Annotated in this window: 15 protein-coding genes; 7 read left to right on the top strand and 8 right to left on the bottom strand. The window is 72.3% G+C overall.

Annotated elements, in window-relative coordinates; translation table 11 throughout:
- Window positions 1-70: 70 nt before the first annotated feature.
- The 5 genes from CP978_RS28950 to CP978_RS28930 are packed head-to-tail and all read right to left on the bottom strand — an operon-like array spanning window position 71 to window position 5,426.
- Window positions 71-916, bottom strand: coding sequence for a glycosyltransferase family 2 protein (locus CP978_RS28950; protein ID WP_052454635.1), 846 nt, complete (start codon window positions 914-916; stop codon window positions 71-73).
- Window positions 917-951: 35 nt separating this feature from the next.
- On the bottom strand, window positions 952-1,731 hold the full coding sequence (locus CP978_RS28945; RefSeq protein ID WP_079162575.1) for a CDP-alcohol phosphatidyltransferase family protein: 780 nt from the start codon (window positions 1,729-1,731) through the stop codon (window positions 952-954).
- Entirely contained in the window at window positions 1,709-2,770 is a 1,062-nt protein-coding gene (locus CP978_RS28940) for an iron-containing alcohol dehydrogenase family protein (protein ID WP_043445652.1), read from the bottom strand. Before CP978_RS28940 ends, CP978_RS28945 begins: the two co-directional genes overlap by 23 nt.
- On the bottom strand, window positions 2,758-3,510 hold the full coding sequence (locus tag CP978_RS28935; protein ID WP_043445651.1) for a phosphocholine cytidylyltransferase family protein: 753 nt from the start codon (window positions 3,508-3,510) through the stop codon (window positions 2,758-2,760). Before CP978_RS28935 ends, CP978_RS28940 begins: the two co-directional genes overlap by 13 nt.
- Window positions 3,507-5,426, bottom strand: coding sequence for a DUF5941 domain-containing protein (locus CP978_RS28930; RefSeq protein WP_150478333.1), 1,920 nt, complete (start codon window positions 5,424-5,426; stop codon window positions 3,507-3,509). Before CP978_RS28930 ends, CP978_RS28935 begins: the two co-directional genes overlap by 4 nt.
- Window positions 5,427-5,709: 283 nt before the next feature.
- On the opposite strand from CP978_RS28930, the gene galE reads away from it, so the two are divergent.
- Window positions 5,710-6,690, top strand: a complete 981-nt coding sequence (galE, locus tag CP978_RS28925) for a UDP-glucose 4-epimerase GalE (protein WP_043445649.1) — start codon at window positions 5,710-5,712, stop codon at window positions 6,688-6,690.
- Between the two features lie 208 nt (window positions 6,691-6,898).
- The gene (gene idi / locus CP978_RS28920; RefSeq protein ID WP_043445647.1) at window positions 6,899-7,492 is read left to right on the top strand and encodes an isopentenyl-diphosphate Delta-isomerase; all 594 of its coding nucleotides are present in this window, start codon (window positions 6,899-6,901) and stop codon (window positions 7,490-7,492) included.
- 377 nt (window positions 7,493-7,869) lie between these two features.
- On the opposite strand, the gene CP978_RS28915 is transcribed toward idi, so the two are convergent.
- Entirely contained in the window at window positions 7,870-8,379 is a 510-nt protein-coding gene (locus CP978_RS28915; protein ID WP_079162574.1) for an ATP-binding protein, read from the bottom strand.
- Between the two features lie 269 nt (window positions 8,380-8,648).
- Between CP978_RS28915 and CP978_RS28910 the strand changes: the two genes are divergently transcribed.
- The 3 genes from CP978_RS28910 (at window position 8,649) to CP978_RS28900 (ending at window position 13,148) form a co-directional block, all read left to right on the top strand.
- Window positions 8,649-9,398 (top strand): enoyl-CoA hydratase/isomerase family protein, encoded by a 750-nt coding sequence (locus CP978_RS28910; protein WP_043445645.1) that lies wholly within the window; start codon window positions 8,649-8,651, stop codon window positions 9,396-9,398.
- A 139-nt stretch (window positions 9,399-9,537) separates the two neighbouring features.
- On the top strand, window positions 9,538-10,404 hold the full coding sequence (locus CP978_RS28905; protein ID WP_043445644.1) for an SCO6745 family protein: 867 nt from the start codon (window positions 9,538-9,540) through the stop codon (window positions 10,402-10,404).
- A gap of 365 nt (window positions 10,405-10,769) precedes the next feature.
- Entirely contained in the window at window positions 10,770-13,148 is a 2,379-nt protein-coding gene (locus CP978_RS28900) for a Tex family protein (RefSeq protein WP_150478332.1), read from the top strand.
- Window positions 13,149-13,239: 91 nt separating this feature from the next.
- Here the strand turns inward: CP978_RS28900 and CP978_RS28895 are convergent, their stop codons facing one another.
- On the bottom strand, window positions 13,240-13,905 hold the full coding sequence (locus CP978_RS28895) for a DUF4097 family beta strand repeat-containing protein (RefSeq protein ID WP_043445642.1): 666 nt from the start codon (window positions 13,903-13,905) through the stop codon (window positions 13,240-13,242).
- Between the two features lie 238 nt (window positions 13,906-14,143).
- Between CP978_RS28895 and CP978_RS36450 the strand changes: the two genes are divergently transcribed.
- Entirely contained in the window at window positions 14,144-14,899 is a 756-nt protein-coding gene (locus CP978_RS36450; RefSeq protein WP_043445640.1) for a helix-turn-helix domain-containing protein, read from the top strand.
- Window positions 14,900-14,910: 11 nt separating this feature from the next.
- On the opposite strand, the gene CP978_RS28885 is transcribed toward CP978_RS36450, so the two are convergent.
- Window positions 14,911-16,551, bottom strand: a complete 1,641-nt coding sequence (locus CP978_RS28885) for an ABC-F family ATP-binding cassette domain-containing protein (protein ID WP_043445637.1) — start codon at window positions 16,549-16,551, stop codon at window positions 14,911-14,913.
- 151 nt (window positions 16,552-16,702) lie between these two features.
- Here CP978_RS28885 and CP978_RS28880 point away from each other — a divergent pair, with 151 nt between their 5' ends.
- Window positions 16,703-17,665, top strand: a complete 963-nt coding sequence (locus CP978_RS28880) for an FAD-dependent oxidoreductase (RefSeq protein ID WP_043445636.1) — start codon at window positions 16,703-16,705, stop codon at window positions 17,663-17,665.
- Window positions 17,666-17,673 lie beyond the last annotated feature (8 nt).

The raw sequence follows: 17,673 nt of genomic DNA, 5'->3' as shown, positions 1-17,673 counted from the left end.
CGGCCTGCCCGCGCGCGGGTAAGAGCCGGGAAGGTGGGTCCCACCCGCCGGGTTCCGGCCATCGAGCGTGTCAGATGACCGGAGGTCGGCCCAATCGGGTCAGCCGCCACACCGTACGCCACTTCATGGGGCGCCGTGGACCGCACGCGGTGGTCCAGCCCTCCCGGAATCCGCCGAACCACGCCTTGAGCGCGGCCCGTGAGGGACGGCGCAGCAGCGTCAGCAGCATCCAGACGCCCAGATAGACGGGGACCAGCACGGCGGGCAGGTTGCGGCGGGCCAGCCAGACCCGGTTGCGGGCGACCATCCGGTGGTACACCGCATGCCGGGACGGGGCGGTCGTCGGGTGGTTGAGCACCATGTCGGACCGGTAGTCGATCAGCCAGCCCGCGTTCAGCGCGCGCCAGGCCAGGTCGGTCTCCTCATGGGCGTAGAAGAACTCGTCCGGCAGGCCGCCGACCTCAGCGAACACCGTGGTACGGACGGCGTTGGCGCCGCCGAGGAAGGTGGTGACCCGGGAGGAGCGCATCGGGTCGGAGGCGCGCAGCCGGGGCACATGGCGCCGCTGGGTCTCACCGGTGTCGGGGTCGGCGATGCGGAAGCTGATGATCCCGAGCTCCGGGTCGGCGGCGAAGGCCTCCCGGCACAGTTCGGCGGTGTCGTTGCGGGCGAGCAGTCCGTCGTCGTCCAGGAAGAGCAGCACATCGACGTCGGTGCCGCCGGGACCGAAGGCCTCGATGCCCACATTGCGGCCGCCGGGGATGCCGAGGTTCTCCGGCAGCTCGACCGTGCGAACGCCCTCGGGGACATCGGGGACGGGCGAGCCGTTGCCGACCACGACCACCTCGACCGGGTCGCCGTCCTGCTTGGCCACCGAGTCGAGGAGGGCGCGGAGTTCGGCGGGGCGGTTGCCCATCGTGATGACGACCGCCCCGACCTTGAGGGCGCCGCTCACTTCAGCCTGCTGGAGGCGAGGACGGACACCAGGTGCAGCAGGGTCTGCAGCAGGGCGATGCCGGCCAGCACCGCGACGCCGAGCCGGGTGAAGAACAGGTCGCCCCGGACCGCGTCCACGACCGCCAGCACCAGGATCAGCAGGGACGCCTCGATCCCGAGGACCAGCCGGTGGAACTTCAGCGCCCCGGCGGCCCTGCGGGCCAGGGCCAGTCCGGAGGAGCGCGGCTCGGACGCGGCCTCCTTGACCGGCGGCAGCCCGCCCTGGTGACGGGCGACGCCCACCAGGTCGGTCTCGGCCTTGATCAGGACGGCGCCGAGCGCGGCCAGAGTGCCCAGGAAGGCCCACAGCCAGTCGATCCGCCCGGAGCCCCAGAGATCGGCGGCCCGCAGTCCGAAGCCGACCAGGACCGCGGCGTCGCACAGATAGGCGCCGACCCGGTCGAGGTACACACCGGAGAGCGAGTACTGCTTCTTCCAGCGGGCCATCTCGCCGTCGACGCAGTCCAGCAGCAGATAGAGCTGGACCATCACCACCCCGAGCACGGCGCCCGCCACCCCCGGCACCAGCAGGGCCGGGGCGGCGAGGACGCCGAAAACGGTCATCAGATAGGTGAGCTGGTTGGGAGTGATCCTGGTGTTCACCAGGTAGCGGTCCACCCGCAGCGAGATCTCCCGCATGTACAGGCGTCCCGCCCAGTGCTCACCGCTGCGCCGGTCCTTCACCCCTTCGGGGTGGACGACAGGACGGAGTTCAGCTACCGATGGCCTTGACATAGTCGGCGTATGCGTCCTTGATCTGGTCGGTCTTCAGGTCGAGGTGTTCGAGGATCGTGTAGCGGCCCGGCCGGGTCTGCGGAGCGAAGTCGACGACCCGGACGAATTCGTCCACGGTGAAACCGATGTCCCCCGGCAGCACCGGCAGCCCGTGCCGGCGCAGTATCCGGGCCATGTTCGCGGACTCCTCGTGCGCCCCGCGCAGATACATCGCGAAGGCGGCGCCCAGTCCGCACTGCTCGCCGTGGCTCGCCGCGCGCTTGGGGTAGAGGAGGTCGAAGGCGTGGTTGATCTCGTGGCAGGCGCCGGAGGCGGGACGGGAGTCGCCCGACACCGACATGGCGATACCGGTGAGTACCAGCGCCTCGGCCAGCACCTGGAGGAAGGCGTTGTCGCCGATGTCCCCGGGGTGGCGCAGCACCGCCTCACCGGCCTGCCGGGCCATGGCCGCGGCAAGGCCGTCCACCTTCTCGCCGTTGACGCGGTGGGAGAGCTCCCAGTCCGCGATCGCGGAGATGTTGGACACGGCGTCGCCGATGCCCGCACGGACGAAACGCACCGGGGCGGCCCGGATGACGTCCAGGTCGATGACGACCGCGATCGGGTTCGGCACGCCATAGGAGCCGCGTCCCGCGTCGTTGTCGAGGGTGGCGACCGGTGAGCACAGTCCGTCGTGCGCCAGGTTGGTGGGCACCGCGACCAGCGGCAGACCGACCCGCGCGGCGGCGAACTTGGCACAGTCGATGATCTTGCCGCCGCCCAGACCCACGAGTGCGTCGTACTGGTCGGACTTCATGTCGCCGGCCAGCCGGACCGCGTCGTCGAGGGTGCCGCCGCCGACCTCGTACCAGGTGGCGCCGGGCAGCCCGGGGGCGAGCCGCTCGCGCAGCCTGGCGCCCGAGCCGCCGCTGACCGCGACGGCCAGCTTGCCCGAGTGCGAGATCCGCTCGTCGGCGAGCACCCCGGCCAGGTCGTCGAGGGCACCCGGGCGGATGTCGACGACGACCGGCGAGGGAATGAGCCTCGTCAGTAGCGGCATGCGATCTCCCGCCCCTTGGCCAGGTCGTCGTGGTTGTCGATCTCGACCCACGGGACGTCGCCGATCGGTGCCACGTCGATCCGGAAGCCGCGGTCGACGAGCTCCTGGTAGCCGTGCTCGTAGAACTGCTGCGGGTCGGTCTCCCACACCGTCTTCAGCGCGTCGGCCAGGTCCGCGGCGGCCTCGCCCTCGATCAGGGTGACGCCGATGTACTCGCCGGTGGCCTCGGAGGGCTCCATCAGCTTGGTGATCTTCCGGACGCCCTTCTCGGGGTCCACGACGACCTTCATCTCCTCGTCGGCGAGCTCCTTCACCGTGTCGACGGCGAGGATGATCCTCCTGCCGTCGCCGCGAGCGGCGAGCAGCGACCGCTCGACGGAGACCGGGTGCACGGTGTCGCCGTTGGCGAGGATCACCCCGTCCTTGAGGGCGTCACGGCCGCACCACAGGGAGTAGGCGTTGTTCCACTCCTCGGCCTTGTCGTTGTCGATCAGGGTGAGCTTGAGGCCGTACTTGCGCTCCAGGGCCTCCCGACGCTCGTAGACGGCCTCCTTGCGGTAGCCGACGATGATCGCGGCCTCGGTCAGGCCGATCTCGGCGAAGTTGCCGAGCGTGAGGTCCAGGACCGTGGGACCGTCCTCACTGTCCACGGGCCCCACCGGCACCAGAGCCTTGGGCAGGGTGTCGGTGTAGGGACGCAGGCGCCGTCCGGCGCCGGCCGCCAGCACGAGGCCGATCATGCGGGTTCTCCTTCATCGTGTACGGCGGGTGCGCCGCCCTTGTGGGCAGCCACCCAGAAGCGGACGCTCTCGACGATCACCAGCACGGCGACATACCCGGCCAGGACCGTGAGCGCGACCTTGAACTGTGCCGCGCCGAGCAGCGCGGCCAGGGCCGTGACCAACAGCGTCCGGCCCTCGTGCCCCCCGATCGCGCGCACCAGCCAGGACGGCGGCGCGCCGGCGCCGCCGCGGATGCGGTACACCGTGTCGTAGTGATGGTAGGCGACCGCCGCCACCAGCCCGAAAGCAGCCGGTAGCGCTCCGTTCACCCCTGCTTTGGCCGCCAGTACCAGCACGGTGCCGTACTCGGCGGCGCGGAGGAAGGGGGGGACCAGCCAGTCCAAGGCGCCCTTGAGGGGGCGGGCGACGGCCAGGCCGGAGGCGGCGGTATAGACGACGGCCCCGAGGACGGGCCACACCCCGCCGAAGCCGGTGAGTGCGGCGGTGGCCACCACGGCGAGCGAGCCGAGCAGGGCGACGGCCGGGGTGGCGATGCCGGGCAGCCGGCGCGCAAGGGAGCCGGTCGCACCGGCCAGGGGCTGTGCGAGCGGCCCGCTGTCCGCGAGGTCCGCCAGCGCCTGCGCTGCCCGGTCGGTACGGCGTGCCTTGCGCGTCAGGGAGCGCAGCACCCGGCCCGCGGTGGTGTACATGGCGGCGAAGGCGCAGCCGATCAGCAGCACATAGAAGGTGATACGAGGGGTGGTGAGCGCCGTCAGGACGGCGATCATCGCCCAGCGTTCCCCGATCGGCAGCACGATCATCCGGCGGATCCACACCGTCCAGCCGACGCTGTCGAGACGGTCGGACAGGGCCGCGGTGGGACTGGTGTTGGCGGTCGCGTCGTGGTTCGCCTCGTTGAAGGAGAAGTCCACGACATGCCGGCAGGTCTGCAGCACCATCGCGCCGAGGGCGAGCGCCCAGACGTCGTCGCCGCCGCGGGCCGCGCCCAGGGCGAGACCGGCGTAGTAGGCGTATTCCTTGGCGCGGTCGAAGGTGGCGTCCAGCCAGGCGCCGAGCGTCGAGTACTGCAGGGAGTAGCGGGCGAGCTGACCGTCGGTGCAGTCCAGGACGAAGGAGACGATCAGCAGCACGCCCGCGGCGACGAATCCGGGGCGGGTGCCGGTGGCCGCGCAGCCCGCCGCGATCAGCGCGGTGAGCAGCGAGGCGGTGGTGACCTGGTTGGGGGTGAGGCCGCGGCGGGCGCACCAGCGGGCGATGTACCGCGAGTAGGGGCTGATGCAGTGGGTGGTGAAGAAGCCGTCGCGGGCCTTGACGGCGCCGCGCAGGCGCACCGCCTCGTCGTCGACGGCCAGGACCGCCTGCCGGGCCTCGTTGCGGGCCTGGGGGTCGATGGGGACGACGGCGACCAGGGTGCCCAGTTCGGGGCGGTGCACCGGTATGCCGTCGGCGTCGAGGGCCGCGGTGAGGCGCTCGGCGAGGCTGTCGGCGGGGGCCCCGTCGGTGAGGGCGAGGGTGCCGTCGGCGGGGGCGGCGCCGGTCGGCGCGCCGTCCGTGGCAACGCCCGGGCGCTCGCCGGCCGCCGTGGCCCCGGAGCCGGCGCCGTCACTCGCGGCGGAAGTCTCCCGGGCCAGGGCGCGGGTCAGCGCCTGGCGGGCGGCGGGGCGGACGGTGACGGCACCTGACACCGCGGCGGCCGGGAAGCGTGGGTCGGTGAGGCCGAGGCGCAGCGCGTGCGGATGGCCCACGAAGCGGGCGTCGACGATCGCCACCCGCTGGTCCGCCGGTACGGCGGCGACGAGTGTCTCGGCGTTACCGGCGTCGGTGGCGACCCGCACGTCGAAGCCCAGGGACCGCAGATCGCCCTCGAGCGACGATCCGGGGACCGGCTGGCCGGTGAGGATGGCGGTCGACAGACGAACTCACTCCCTGAGGCCCGACGCGTACGGGCGCCGGTCATGTGTGTGGCGTGGGACACCCGGGGCGGGGGCCGGGGCCGGGCGGCATGTCGGCAGAGGTTATCGGATGCCTGGAAGCCGGTGTTCACCGGCCGTTCACGGGCCGATCGACCCGGTCTGCTCCGCCACCGCCGCGATCATCATCGGGGATCGGACGGGCCTGCCACAAACCGTGGGTGCAGGTGCACACAATCGCGACATCGGGAGTGTTGTTCACCGTACGGGCATAGGGTGAGGGCCCATGACATGGCTGATCACCGGCGGGGCCGGATACATCGGGGCACATGTGGCGCGGGCGATGGTCGCGGAGGATGAGTCGGTCCTGGTCCTGGACGATCTCTCGTCCGGGGAGCCCACCCGGCTCCCGGAGGGCATCGGGCTGGTCCAGGGCTCCGTGCTGGACGGGGAGCTGCTCAAGCGGATCTTCGCCGAGCACGCGGTGACCGGTGTGGTGCATCTCGCGGCGCGCAAACAGGTCGGCGAGTCCATGGAGCAGCCGAGCCGCTACTACCAGGAGAACGTGGGCGGTCTGGCGACGCTGCTGGAGGCGGTCGCCGGGGCGGGGATCGGACGGTTCCTGTTCTCGTCGTCCGCGGCCGTCTACGGCAACCCCGATGTGGACCTCATCACGGAGGACACCCCCTGCGTCCCGATGAGCCCGTACGGCGAGACCAAGCTCGCGGGCGAGTGGCTGGTGCGGGCGGCGGGCCGGGCGCACGGGATCGCGACCGTCTGTCTGCGCTATTTCAACGTGGCGGGGGCGGCCGGGCCCGAGCTGGCCGACACGGGGGTCTTCAACGTGGTGCCGATGGTCTTCGACCGGCTGACCCGGGGCGAGGCCCCCCGGATCTTCGGCGACGACTATCCGACACCGGACGGCACCTGTGTCCGCGACTACATCCATGTCGCCGACCTCGCCGATGCGCATCTGGCGGCGGCCCGGCGGCTGGCCGGGGGTGCGACGGGCGACCTGACGGTCAACATCGGCCGCGGCGAGGGCGTCTCGGTACGGGAGATCGTCACGCTCATCGGCGAGGTGACCGGGGACACCACACCCGCGGTCGTCGAGCCGCGCCGCCCCGGTGACGCCCCCCGCGCGGTCGGCTCGGCCGCGCTGGCCGAGCGGGAGCTGGGCTGGAGCGCCCGGCGCGGGGTGCGGGAGATGGTGGAGTCGGCCTGGCGGGGCTGGCTGCTGCACCACCCGGAGGCACGCCGGCACTGACCGGTCGCCCACCCGCCCGGAGGGCGGTTTCCCCGCTCGGGCAGCGGGCACGATCAGGTTTCGTCGCCCTCGCTTCCGGTGCCTGTCCCGAAGGGCCGCACAGCCCGTCAGGGTGGGGCGGAAGGGACATGCGGAGCGTCATGAAGTGCCGGGAGTGCCGGATTCGTGCGGCAGACTTGGGGCTGGACAACCGATGCGAAGGATGGGTATGCCGATCACACCTGCCACCGCGACGAACCGTTCGTCGAACGGCACCGCCGAGGCCATTTTCCTGGAGCTCGTCGACGAGGACGGCATCACGATCGGTACGGCGGAGAAGCTCTCCGCGCATCAGCCGCCGGGCCGGCTCCACCGGGCGTTCTCGGTGTTCCTCTTCGACGAGCGCGGCAGGCTGTTGCTCCAGCAGCGGGCGTCGGGCAAATACCACTCGCCCGGTGTCTGGTCCAACACCTGTTGCGGTCACCCCTACCCGGGTGAGGCCCCGTTCGCGGCGGCGGCCCGGCGGACGTACGAGGAGCTGGGGGTCTCCCCCTCGCTGCTGGCGGAGGCGGGCACGGTCCGCTACAACCACCCGGACCCGGGGTCGGGCCTGGTGGAGCAGGAGTACAACCATCTCTTCGTCGGGCTGGTCCAGTCACCTCTGCGCCCGGACCCGGAGGAGGTCGGGGCGACGGCCTTCGTGACCCCGGAGGAGCTGGCGGAGCGGCATGCGAAGGACACGTTCTCGTCGTGGTTCATGACGGTCCTGGACGCGGCGCGTCCGGCGGTCAGAGAACTGACCGGGGAGTCCGCCGGCTGGTGACCGGGGGCCCGGCCGGCCTCGACGGGCCGGTGGCCCCGGTGCCGGTCCGGCCTTCGCGCCCGGCTCCTGACCGCCGCGCCCGACGAGGGGCCGCGGCGGGCCGGTGAACGGCAGTCCGGCCACTCCTGCGGGCCGGTGCCCCAGATGCCGGTCCGACCTTCATGCTCGACCCGCGACCGCCATGTCCGCTATATCCACCGGGAGTCGCGGCGGACCGGTGACCGGCAGTCCCGCCGGCCTCGCGGGCCGGTGGCCCGGGTGCCGGCCCGGCCCGTGATCGCCGCGACCGCCGGGTGCCCCGCCGGCACCGGGACCGTCGCGTCCCGGCCGGCCCCCGCCCGGTCGGGCTCAGGCCTCCGGGGCACCGCCCTGGCGTGTCACAGGAACCCGGGGTGTTTGAGCGGGAGGGCGGCCCAGACCACCTTGCCGCCGCGCGCCGTGTGCTCGACGTCGCACACCCCGCCCGCCTCCCGGGTCACCTCGCGGACCAGGAGCAGTCCCCGGCCGCCGGTGCGGGCGTGGTCGGTCTCCAGGGCGCTCGGACGGTAGGGATGCTCGTCCTCCACCGCCACCCGCACCCACTCGGGGCCGACGGCGACCTCCACGCCGAACACCGGCGACAGCAGCGCCGCGTGCCGGACCACGTTGGTGACCAGTTCGGACACGATCAGCAGCAGAGCGTGCACGGTGTCGTCCGAGGCGGGTACGCCCTGCCGGGCGAGCAGATCCCGGACGGCGTGCCGCGCCTGCGGCACCGAGGGGTCCACGGCCGCCGCGGTGAACCGCCACACACCCTCGTACGGCAGCGGTCCCGGCGGTCTGCGGCCGTCCGGCCCGCCTCCGCCGTCTTCAGGGCGTGGGCCGGACCCCCGCCCTTCGTTCTCCATCGTCCGGTCGCCGCCTTTGCGCTCGATTGTCACCACACGTCGAGTGTTGGGAATGCGCTGGTCCGTCCCGAATGACTGAACAGAAGTCAGCGGGTATCGACGACATCTGACCGTTGCCGTATGAGGCGGTCGACTGCGTGACCGGTCCTGTCTCCGCTGCGCCGACTTCGGAACTCTTCGGGTTGTACGGGTTCCACGTCCGTCGGCCCCTCGCGGCATCGGACCCCTTGGTGACCGGACGTTCGAGGGGTGCGGATAGCATCCGGCCCATGGAGCCGCAGCTGCTGCACCGCGTCACCGACGGGGTCGCGACCGTCGTCATCCACCACCCCGCCCGGCGGAACGCCATGACGGCCGGCATGTGGAAGGCGCTGCCGCCGCTGCTCGACGAGCTGGCCGCCGATCCGGCCGTGCGGGTGCTGGTGCTCACCGGTGAGGGCCGGACCTTCTGCGCGGGCGCCGACATCACCACGCTCCAGGGGTCGTCCGAGACGGCGCAGTCCCTGGCCGTGCTGGCCGAGGAGGCGCTGGCCGCGTTCCCCAAGCCGACCCTGGCGGCGATCCGCGGTCACTGTGTGGGCGGCGGGACCCAGCTCGCGGCGGCCTGCGATCTGCGGTTCGCCCAGGAGGACGCGTTGTTCGGAGTGACCCCGGCGAAGCTGGGGATCGTCTACGCGGCCTCCTCCACCCGCCGGCTGGTCACGCTGGTGGGCCCCGCGGCCGCCAAGTATCTGCTGTTCTCGGGCGAGTTGATCGATGCGGCACGGGCGCTGCGGACGGGTCTGCTCGACGAGGTGCTGCCCGTGGGCGAACTGGACCGGCGCGTGGCGGAGTTCACCCGTGTGCTGTCGTCCCGCTCCCAGCTGACGCAGGCCGCCGCCAAGGAGTTCGCGAACGGACGCACGGACCGGGACGCGTACTGGGCCGGACAGGCACGCGGCAGCGGCGACACCGCGGAGGGCGTCGCCGCGTTCCTGGAGCGCAGAGAGCCGCGGTTCACCTGGACCCTGCCGGAATGAAACCGCTCTGCGCGAGGAACTCCCCACCGCGGCGGGCCGGTTGGCCGCGCGGGGCGCCGGTGCCGTAGGGCGTCGGCCGATCGCTCCGGGGAGCCTCTCCGCTTTCCTCGCGTACCGACCAGTCGGTAGCCTGCGGGACATGACGACTCCCCTTCCGGAGCACGCCGGACGGCGCTGCCACAATGTGCTCAATCCGCTGCACTCGTCGCACTACTTCTCACCCGATCTGGACCGGGAACTGACCGCCGTCGGCGTCACCGACCAGCGGGCCGCCTATATCGCGGTGCGGGCCGCCGCGCTGGGGCGGGTGGGCGCCGGCGTGGTGACGGCGACGTTCTACAACTTCCGGCCCGCACTGGTGGCACGCCACATCCCCGCCGTATGGGAGACGGCGTCCCCGGACACGGTGCTCGCGGCCCGGGTGCGAGCCGTGGACGCGACTCTGCGCCGGGTTCTCGGCGAGGAGGCCCTCGCCTCCAAGGAGATGGCCGAGGCGGCCGAACTCGCCCTGCGCGCCACCGAGGCGTGCACCCCGCACGCGCGCCCCCTGTATGCCGCGCACGCCGATCTGCCCGTGCCCGAGCAGCCGCATCTGGCGTTCTGGCACGCGACGACGCTGCTGCGTGAGCACCGAGGCGACGGCCATCTCGCGGCGCTGCTGGACCGGGAACTCGGCCCGGTGGAGGCCCTGGTGACGCACACCGCGACCGGCAAGGGCATGAACCCGCGGTGGGTCCTCGCCACGCGCGGCTGGGACAGCGAGGACTGGGACGCGGCGTCCGAGCGGCTGCACGAGCGCGGACTGCTCGACGCGGAGGGCGAACTGACCGAGGCGGGCACCGAGCTGCGCCGGGACCTGGAGGCGGAGACCGACCGTCTCGACCGGGCTCCGTACGAACATCTGGGCACCGCGGGCGTCGAGCGACTCACCGAGCTGGCGGGCGGGCTGCTGACCAGGGCCCTCACGGCGGGCGCCTTCCCGCCCGACCTGATCGGCAGGGGATGAGCCCCGGGGACTGACCCCGGCGCGATCCGCCCGGACCGGACCGGACCATGCCGGAATCCGGCCGGTCCACACCGGGATCCGGCCGGGACCGCACCGGGATCACGCCGTTTTCCGACGCCCTCGTGGGGTCGCGGTGGATCCCGGTGCGCCCGTGTGCCCGGTGGACACGCCCGGAGGCTGAAGGGGCGTGGGGCGGTGCCCGCGAGGGGCGGGGGACGGTGCGGGGCCGGTGGGCGGGGTGGCCGGGGGATATGGGGCCGCCCCGTGCGACCCGTGGGCGGTCCGTGTCCCGCCCTGGGCCCCTGTTGTCGGTGCGACCTGCCACAATTGCCGCGCAACCTGAGTGGAGAAGGCGGTACGGGATCGTGACGACACCCCTCGTAGGGTCCATCGAAGGCAGGATCGCCGAGGAGCTCGGCGTACGGGAGCGGCAGGTGCAGGCCGCCGTCGAGCTGCTCGACGGCGGTTCGACGGTGCCCTTCATCGCCCGCTACCGCAAGGAAGCGACCGAGATGCTCGACGACGCGCAGCTGCGCACGATCGAGGAACGGCTGCGCTATCTGCGGGAGCTGGAGGAGCGGCGCACGGCGATCCTGGAGTCGGTGCGCGAGCAGGGCAAGCTCACCGAGGAGCTGGAGGCGCGGATCCGGGGCGCCGAGACCAAGGCCCGGCTGGAGGACATCTACCTGCCGTTCAAGCCCAAGCGCCGCACCAAGGCACAGATCGCGCGCGAGGCCGGTCTCGAGCCCCTGGCGGAGGGCCTGCTCGGCGATCCGACGGTGGAGCCGCACGCGGTGGCCGCCGCCTTCGTCGACGCCGACAAGGGGGTGCCCGACGCCCCGTCCGCGCTGGAGGGCGCGCGGGCCATCCTCACCGAGCGGTTCTCCGAGGACGCCGACCTGATCGGAGAGCTCCGCGAGCGGATGTGGGCGCGCGGGCGCCTGGTCTCCAAGGTGCGTGAGGGCAAGGAGGAGGCGGGCGCCAAGTTCGCCGACTACTTCGACTTCGCCGAGCCCTTCACCGAGCTGCCCTCGCACCGTGTCCTCGCGATGCTGCGCGGTGAGAAGGAGGAGGTCCTCGACCTCACCCTGGAGCCCGAGGAGCCGACGGACGGCCCGTCCTCGTACGAGACCACGGTGGCGCACCGGTTCGGGATCGCCGACCGCGGCCGCCCCGCCGACAAGTGGCTGACCGACACGGTCCGCTGGGCCTGGCGCACCCGCCTCCTGGTGCATCTCGGCATCGATCTGCGCCTCAGGCTGCGCACCTCCGCCGAGGACGAGGCGGTGACGGTCTTCGCGGCGAACCTGCGCGATCTGCTGCTCGCCGCCCCGGCCGGCACCCGTGCGACGCTGGGCCTGGACCCCGGGTTCCGTACGGGCGTGAAGGTGGCCGTGGTGGACGCGACGGGCAAGGTGGTCGCGACGGATGTCATCTACCCGCATGTACCGGCCAACAAGTGGGACCAGGCGATCGCCAAGCTGGCCCGTCTCTCCGAGGAGCACGCGGTCGAGCTGATCGCGATCGGCAACGGCACGGCCTCCCGTGAGACCGACAAGCTGGCCACCGAGCTGATCGCCAAGCACCCGGAGCTGAAGCTCACCAAGGTGATGGTGTCGGAGGCGGGCGCGTCGGTGTACTCGGCGTCGGCGTTCGCCTCGCAGGAGCTGCCGGACATGGATGTGTCGCTGCGCGGCGCGGTCTCCATCGCCCGCCGGCTCCAGGACCCGCTGGCCGAGCTGGTGAAGATCGACCCCAAGTCCATCGGGGTCGGCCAGTACCAGCACGACCTGTCCGAGGTGAAGCTGTCGCGTTCGCTGGACGCCGTGGTCGAGGACTGTGTGAACGGCGTGGGCGTGGACGTCAACACCGCCTCGGCCCCGCTGCTCGCCCGGGTCTCCGGCATCTCCTCCGGGCTCGCGGAGAACATCGTGGCGCACCGTGACGCCAACGGCCGGTTCACCTCGCGCGCGCAGCTGAAGAAGGTGTCGCGGCTCGGCCCCAAGGCGTACGAGCAGTGTGCGGGCTTTCTGCGGATCCGGGAGGGCGACGATCCGCTGGACGCCTCCAGCGTGCACCCCGAGGCGTACCCGGTGGTGCGGCGGATGGTGAAGACGGCGGGCCAGGAGGTGGCCTCGCTGATCGGCAACACCTCGATGCTGCGCTCGCTGAAGGCGTCCGACTTCGTGGACGACACCTTCGGCCTGCCGACCGTGACCGACATCCTCAAGGAGCTGGAGAAGCCGGGGCGCGATCCGCGGCCCGCGTTCAGGACGGCCACCTTCAAGGACGGCGTCGAGAAGCTCTCGGACCTGTCGTCCGGGATGGTCCTGGAGGGTGTCGTCACCAATGTCGCCGCGTTCGGCGCCTTTGTCGACGTCGGTGTCCACCAGGACGGGCTGGTCCATGTCTCGGCGATGTCGAAGACGTTCGTCAAGGACCCGCGGGACGTGGTGAAGCCGGGCGACATCGTCAAGGTGAAGGTGCTGGACGTCGACATTCCGCGCAAGCGGATCTCGCTGACGCTGCGTCTGGACGACGAGGCCGCCGCCCCGCAGCAGAACGGCGGCGGGAGCCGGCAGGGCGGCGGCGCCGGGCGCCAGCAGCGCGGCGGGCGTCCCCCGCAGCAGCGCGGGGCCCGCCAGGGGGGCTCCTCCCGGCAGGCGCCCCCGCCGGCCAACAGCGCGATGGCCGACGCACTGCGCCGCGCGGGTCTCCTCGACCCGAAGAACGGCCGCCGCTGAGACACCCACCCGACCCCGGGTCCTCACCGTGACCGGTGAGGACCCGGGGTCGTGTCGTCGGCGCCCTCCGGACGGTCCCGGTGCCGCTCCGTCACAGGCTGCGCGCGGTGATGTCGCCCTGGGAGGTGGTGGCGCGGATGTCGAGTGCAGGGGTGCCGTCGTTCTTGAGGGCGTTGCTGACGCGGCCGTGGTCGGTGCCCGCGTCCAGGGTGGCTGAGACCCCGGCGGCGGCCGCGACCGCGATGTCGCCGGACTGGGTGCGGAGTACGACGCTGCCGCGCACGGCCTCGGTGATCCGGATGTCGCCCCGTGCGGTGCTGATGTCCGCGGGGCCGCTCAGCCGGCCGACCTCGACGTCGCCGTCGACCGCGGTGAGGCGGACGCTCGCCGCCTCGTCGATCTTGATCTGGCGGTACGCGCCTTCGAAGGCGACGTCCCCGAGGCGTCCGACGCCGCGCAGCTCGGTGGCGGCGGACCTGGCCTCGATACGGGAGCCGGCGGGCAGCTGGACGGTGACCTCCAGGGATCCGGAGGGCCCGAAGGACCGGCTGCCGGGGGCCGAGGCCGTGATCCGCAGGACACCGTCGGCGTAGGCGACGGTGGTCTGCTCGGCGGCCTTGGTGTCGCGGCTCTTGGAGGGGTCGGCGGGCAGCACCTCGACCGTGGTGTCGGCGCGGTCGGCGGCGATGAACTGGACGCGCCCGGCGGGGATGTCCAGGACGGCGGCGATCGGGGCGGGGGTGTCGAACTTCTGCATCGTGCTCTCCCTTGCTTGCTCCTTGTTTCTGATATCGGAAACGCTACGTTGCCTTTCCGCATTCGGCAACGCACTTGTTGCGTACGCTCAGCGTTTGTGCAGCTAAATAGCAAGATACTGTTGCAATGAACTTGACAATAACGCAACGACCAGGGCTCGACTCATTGCAATGGGTGAGAAGTGAACGCTACGGTGGGGGAGATTCAGGACCGCAACGAAGAACCACCGAGGAGACGCGATGCCGGGAGGCAGGCTCACCCAGCAGGAACGCCGGCAGATCGCGCTGGGGCTGGCCGACGACCTGCCCTATGCCGAGATCGCCCGACGCCTCGACCGCCCGACCTCGACGATCACCCGAGAGGTGATGCGCAACGGCGGTCCCACCGCCTATCGCGCCGACCTGGCCCACCGCGCCACCGAACGCCGCGCCCACCGGCGCAGGCCCGCCTCCCCCCAGGGGGCGGAGTCGGTCCCTCAGCCGCACGGACGCGATGCCGAGGCCGTGGCCGAGTACGAGGAGACGTTCACCACCGTCCTCATGGCCTCGGGCCTGACCAAGATGACGGCCCGGGTGCTGACCTGCCTGTTCACCACCGACGCGGGCAGCCTCACCGCATCCCAGCTCGCCCGGCGCCTCCAGGTCAGCCCGGCGTCCGTCTCCAAGGCGATCGCCTTCCTGGAGAGCCAGAGCCTCGTCCGCCGGGAACGCGACGAACGCCGCCGCGACCGCTATATCGTCGACGACGAACTCTTCTACCAGGCGACGATCGCCAGCGCCCGGTCCAACGACCGACTCGTCGAAACCGCGCGCCAGGGCGTCTCCGTCCTCGGCCCCCACACGCCCGCCGCCGCGCGCCTGGAGAACATCGCCCGCTTCCTCGACTTCATCAGCGAGAGCATCACCCGCGCCGCCGAACAGGCCCGTGAAGTCCTCCACACCAAACCCGGCAAGACCGCGGACGACCCAGCCCGGCCGGGTCCGGAGCACGGATAGGTCTCACAGCACTAGCGTTCCGTCACCTTGCCGTCCGCCACCTCCAGGCGACGGGTCACCCGTACCGCGTCCAGCATCCGGCGGTCATGGGTGACCAGCAGCAGCGTGCCCTGGTAGGTGTCCAGGGCCGATTCCAGCTGCTCGATGGCCGGGAGGTCGAGGTGGTTGGTCGGCTCGTCGAGGACCAGGAGGTTGACGCCCCGGCCCTGGAGCAGCGCCAGGGCGGCCCTGGTGCGCTCGCCCGGGGAGAGGCTCGCCGCCGGGCGCAGGACATGGTCCGACTTCAGGCCGAACTTGGCGAGCAGGGTGCGGACATCGACCGGTTCCAGGTCCGGGACCGCGGCGCGGAACGCGTCCAGCAGGGGCCCCGCGCCGTGGAAGAGTCCGCGGGCCTGGTCGACCTCGCCGACCAGGACGCCCGAGCCGAGCGCGGCATGGCCCGCGTCCAGGGGAACCCGGCCCAACAGCGCACCGAGCAGCGTCGACTTGCCCGCGCCGTTGGCGCCGGTCACCGCCACCCGGTCGGCCCAGTCCAGTTGCAGGGACACCGGGCCGAAGGTGAAGTCGCCGCGCCGTACCTCCGCGTCCCGCAGGGTGGCGACGACCGCGCCCGAACGCGGGGCCGCCGCGATCTCCATGCGCAGTTCCCACTCCTTGCGGGGCTCCTCGACCTCCTCGAGGCGCTCGATCATGCGCTGGGTCTGCCGGGCCTTGGCGGCCTGCTTCTCGCTTGAGTCGCTGCGGAACTTGCGGCCGATCTTGTCGTTGTCGTTGCCCGCCTTGCGCCGGGCGTTCTTGACGCCCTTGTCCATCCAGGCGCGCTGCGTCCGGGCCCGGTCCTGGAGGGCGGACTTCTTGTCGGCGTACTCCTCGTAGTCCTCCCGGGCGTGCCGCCGGTCCCTCTCGCGCTCCTCCAGATAGGCCTCGTATCCGCCGCCGTAGAGATTGATCCGGCCCTGGGCGAGGTCGAGTTCGAGGACCTTGGTGACCGTGCGGGTGAGGAACTCGCGGTCATGGCTGACGACCACGGTGCCGGCCCGCAGCCCGCCGACGAACTGTTCCAGCCGTTCCAGGCCGTCCAGGTCCAGGTCGTTCGTCGGCTCGTCCAGCAGGAAGACGTCATAGCGGGAGAGCAGCAGCGAGGCGAGGCCGGCACGGGCCGCCTGGCCGCCGGACAGGGAGGTCATCGGCTGGTCGAGGCCGACGCCCAGGCCGAGTGAGCCGGCGGCTTCCTCGGCTCGCTCGTCGAGGTCGGCGCCGCCGAGGCCGAGCCAGCGCTCCAGGCTCACGGCGTACGCGTCGTCGGCGCCCGGCCGCCCCTCGACCAGGCCCTCGGTGGCCTCGTCCATCAGTCGCTGGGCCTCGGCCACACCGGTGCGGCGGGCCAGGAACTCCCGCACCGTCTCGCCCGGCCGCCGCTCCGGCTCCTGGGGCAGATGGCCGACGGTCGCGGTGGGCGGGGTCAGCAGCATCTCGCCCCCTTCCGGGGTGAGCAGTCCGGCGAGCATGCGCAGCAGGGTGGACTTCCCGGCCCCGTTGGCACCGACCAGCCCGATCACGTCCCCGGGCGCGACGACGAGGTCGAGCCCGGAGAAGAGCGAGCGGTCGCCGTGCCCGGCGGTGAGGTCCTTGGCGACGAGAGTGGCAGTCATCAGACCGCCGATCCTAACGAGCCCGGGCGCCGAGGGGGCCGAGAGGGCCGGGGCTCGCGGCCGGCGGGGCACGCCGGCCGCGAGCCACCGTGCCGTCCCCGCGCCGGAAGGGGCCCGAGCGCAGCGGAAGACCTTCCGCTAGCGTCCCCTCGTGGACACGGAGCAGAACGCTGATGTGATCGTGGTGGGCGGCGGCGTCATCGGGCTGACGACGGCGATCGTCCTGGCGGAACGCGGCCGGAAGGTGCGCGTCTGGACACGGGAGCCCGTCGAGCGGACCACCTCCGCGGTGGCCGGCGCGCTGTGGTGGCCGTACCGGATCGAACCCGAAGCCCTGGTGGGCGCGTGGGCCCTGGAGTCGCTCCTGGTGTACGAGGAACTGGCGGAGCGGCCCGAGGAGACGGGGGTACGCCTGGTCGAGGGTGTGCACGGCGAGGCGAGCCTGGAGGAGCTGGGGTCATGGGCCGCCGGGGTCGGGGGACTTCGGGCCTCGACGCGCGCCGAGTACTCCGGGTCCGGGCTGTGGGCGCGGCTGCCCCTGATCGACATGTCGGTTCATCTGCCCTGGCTGCGCGAGCGGCTGCTGCGGGCCGGCGGGCGGGTCGAGGAGCGCACCGTGGTGGATCTGGCGGAGCCGGGCGCCGAGGCGCCCGTCGTGGTCAACTGCACCGGCCTGGGCGCCCGTGAGCTGGTCCCGGACCCGCTGGTGCACCCGGTGCGGGGACAGCTCGTCGTGGTGGAGAACCCGGGCGTCACCACCTGGCTGACGTCGGTGGCGCACTCGTCCGAGGAGAGCACCTACTTCTTCCCGCAGCCGGGCGGACTGATCCTGGGCGGCACCGCGCAGGAGGACGACTGGTCGCTGACACCCGATCCCCGCACGGCCGAGGCGATCGTGGCACGCTGTGCGGCGCTGCGTCCGGAGATAGCGGGGGCGCGGGTCCTCGAACACCGGGTGGGGCTGCGGCCGGCCCGGCCGTCGGTCCGGCTGGAGCGCGAGGCGCCGACCGGCGGCGGGACGGTGGTGCACCACTACGGGCACGGGGGCGCGGGCGTCACGGTGGCCTGGGGATGCGCCCGCGAGGCGGCGGAACTGGCGCAGCCGGACCTCTGAGGGGCCGT

Source organism: Streptomyces nodosus (assembly GCF_008704995.1).
Lineage (GTDB): Bacteria > Actinomycetota > Actinomycetes > Streptomycetales > Streptomycetaceae > Streptomyces > Streptomyces nodosus.
The sequence above is the reverse complement of the archived record's forward strand: the minus strand, read 5'-3'. Positions and strand labels throughout refer to the sequence as shown.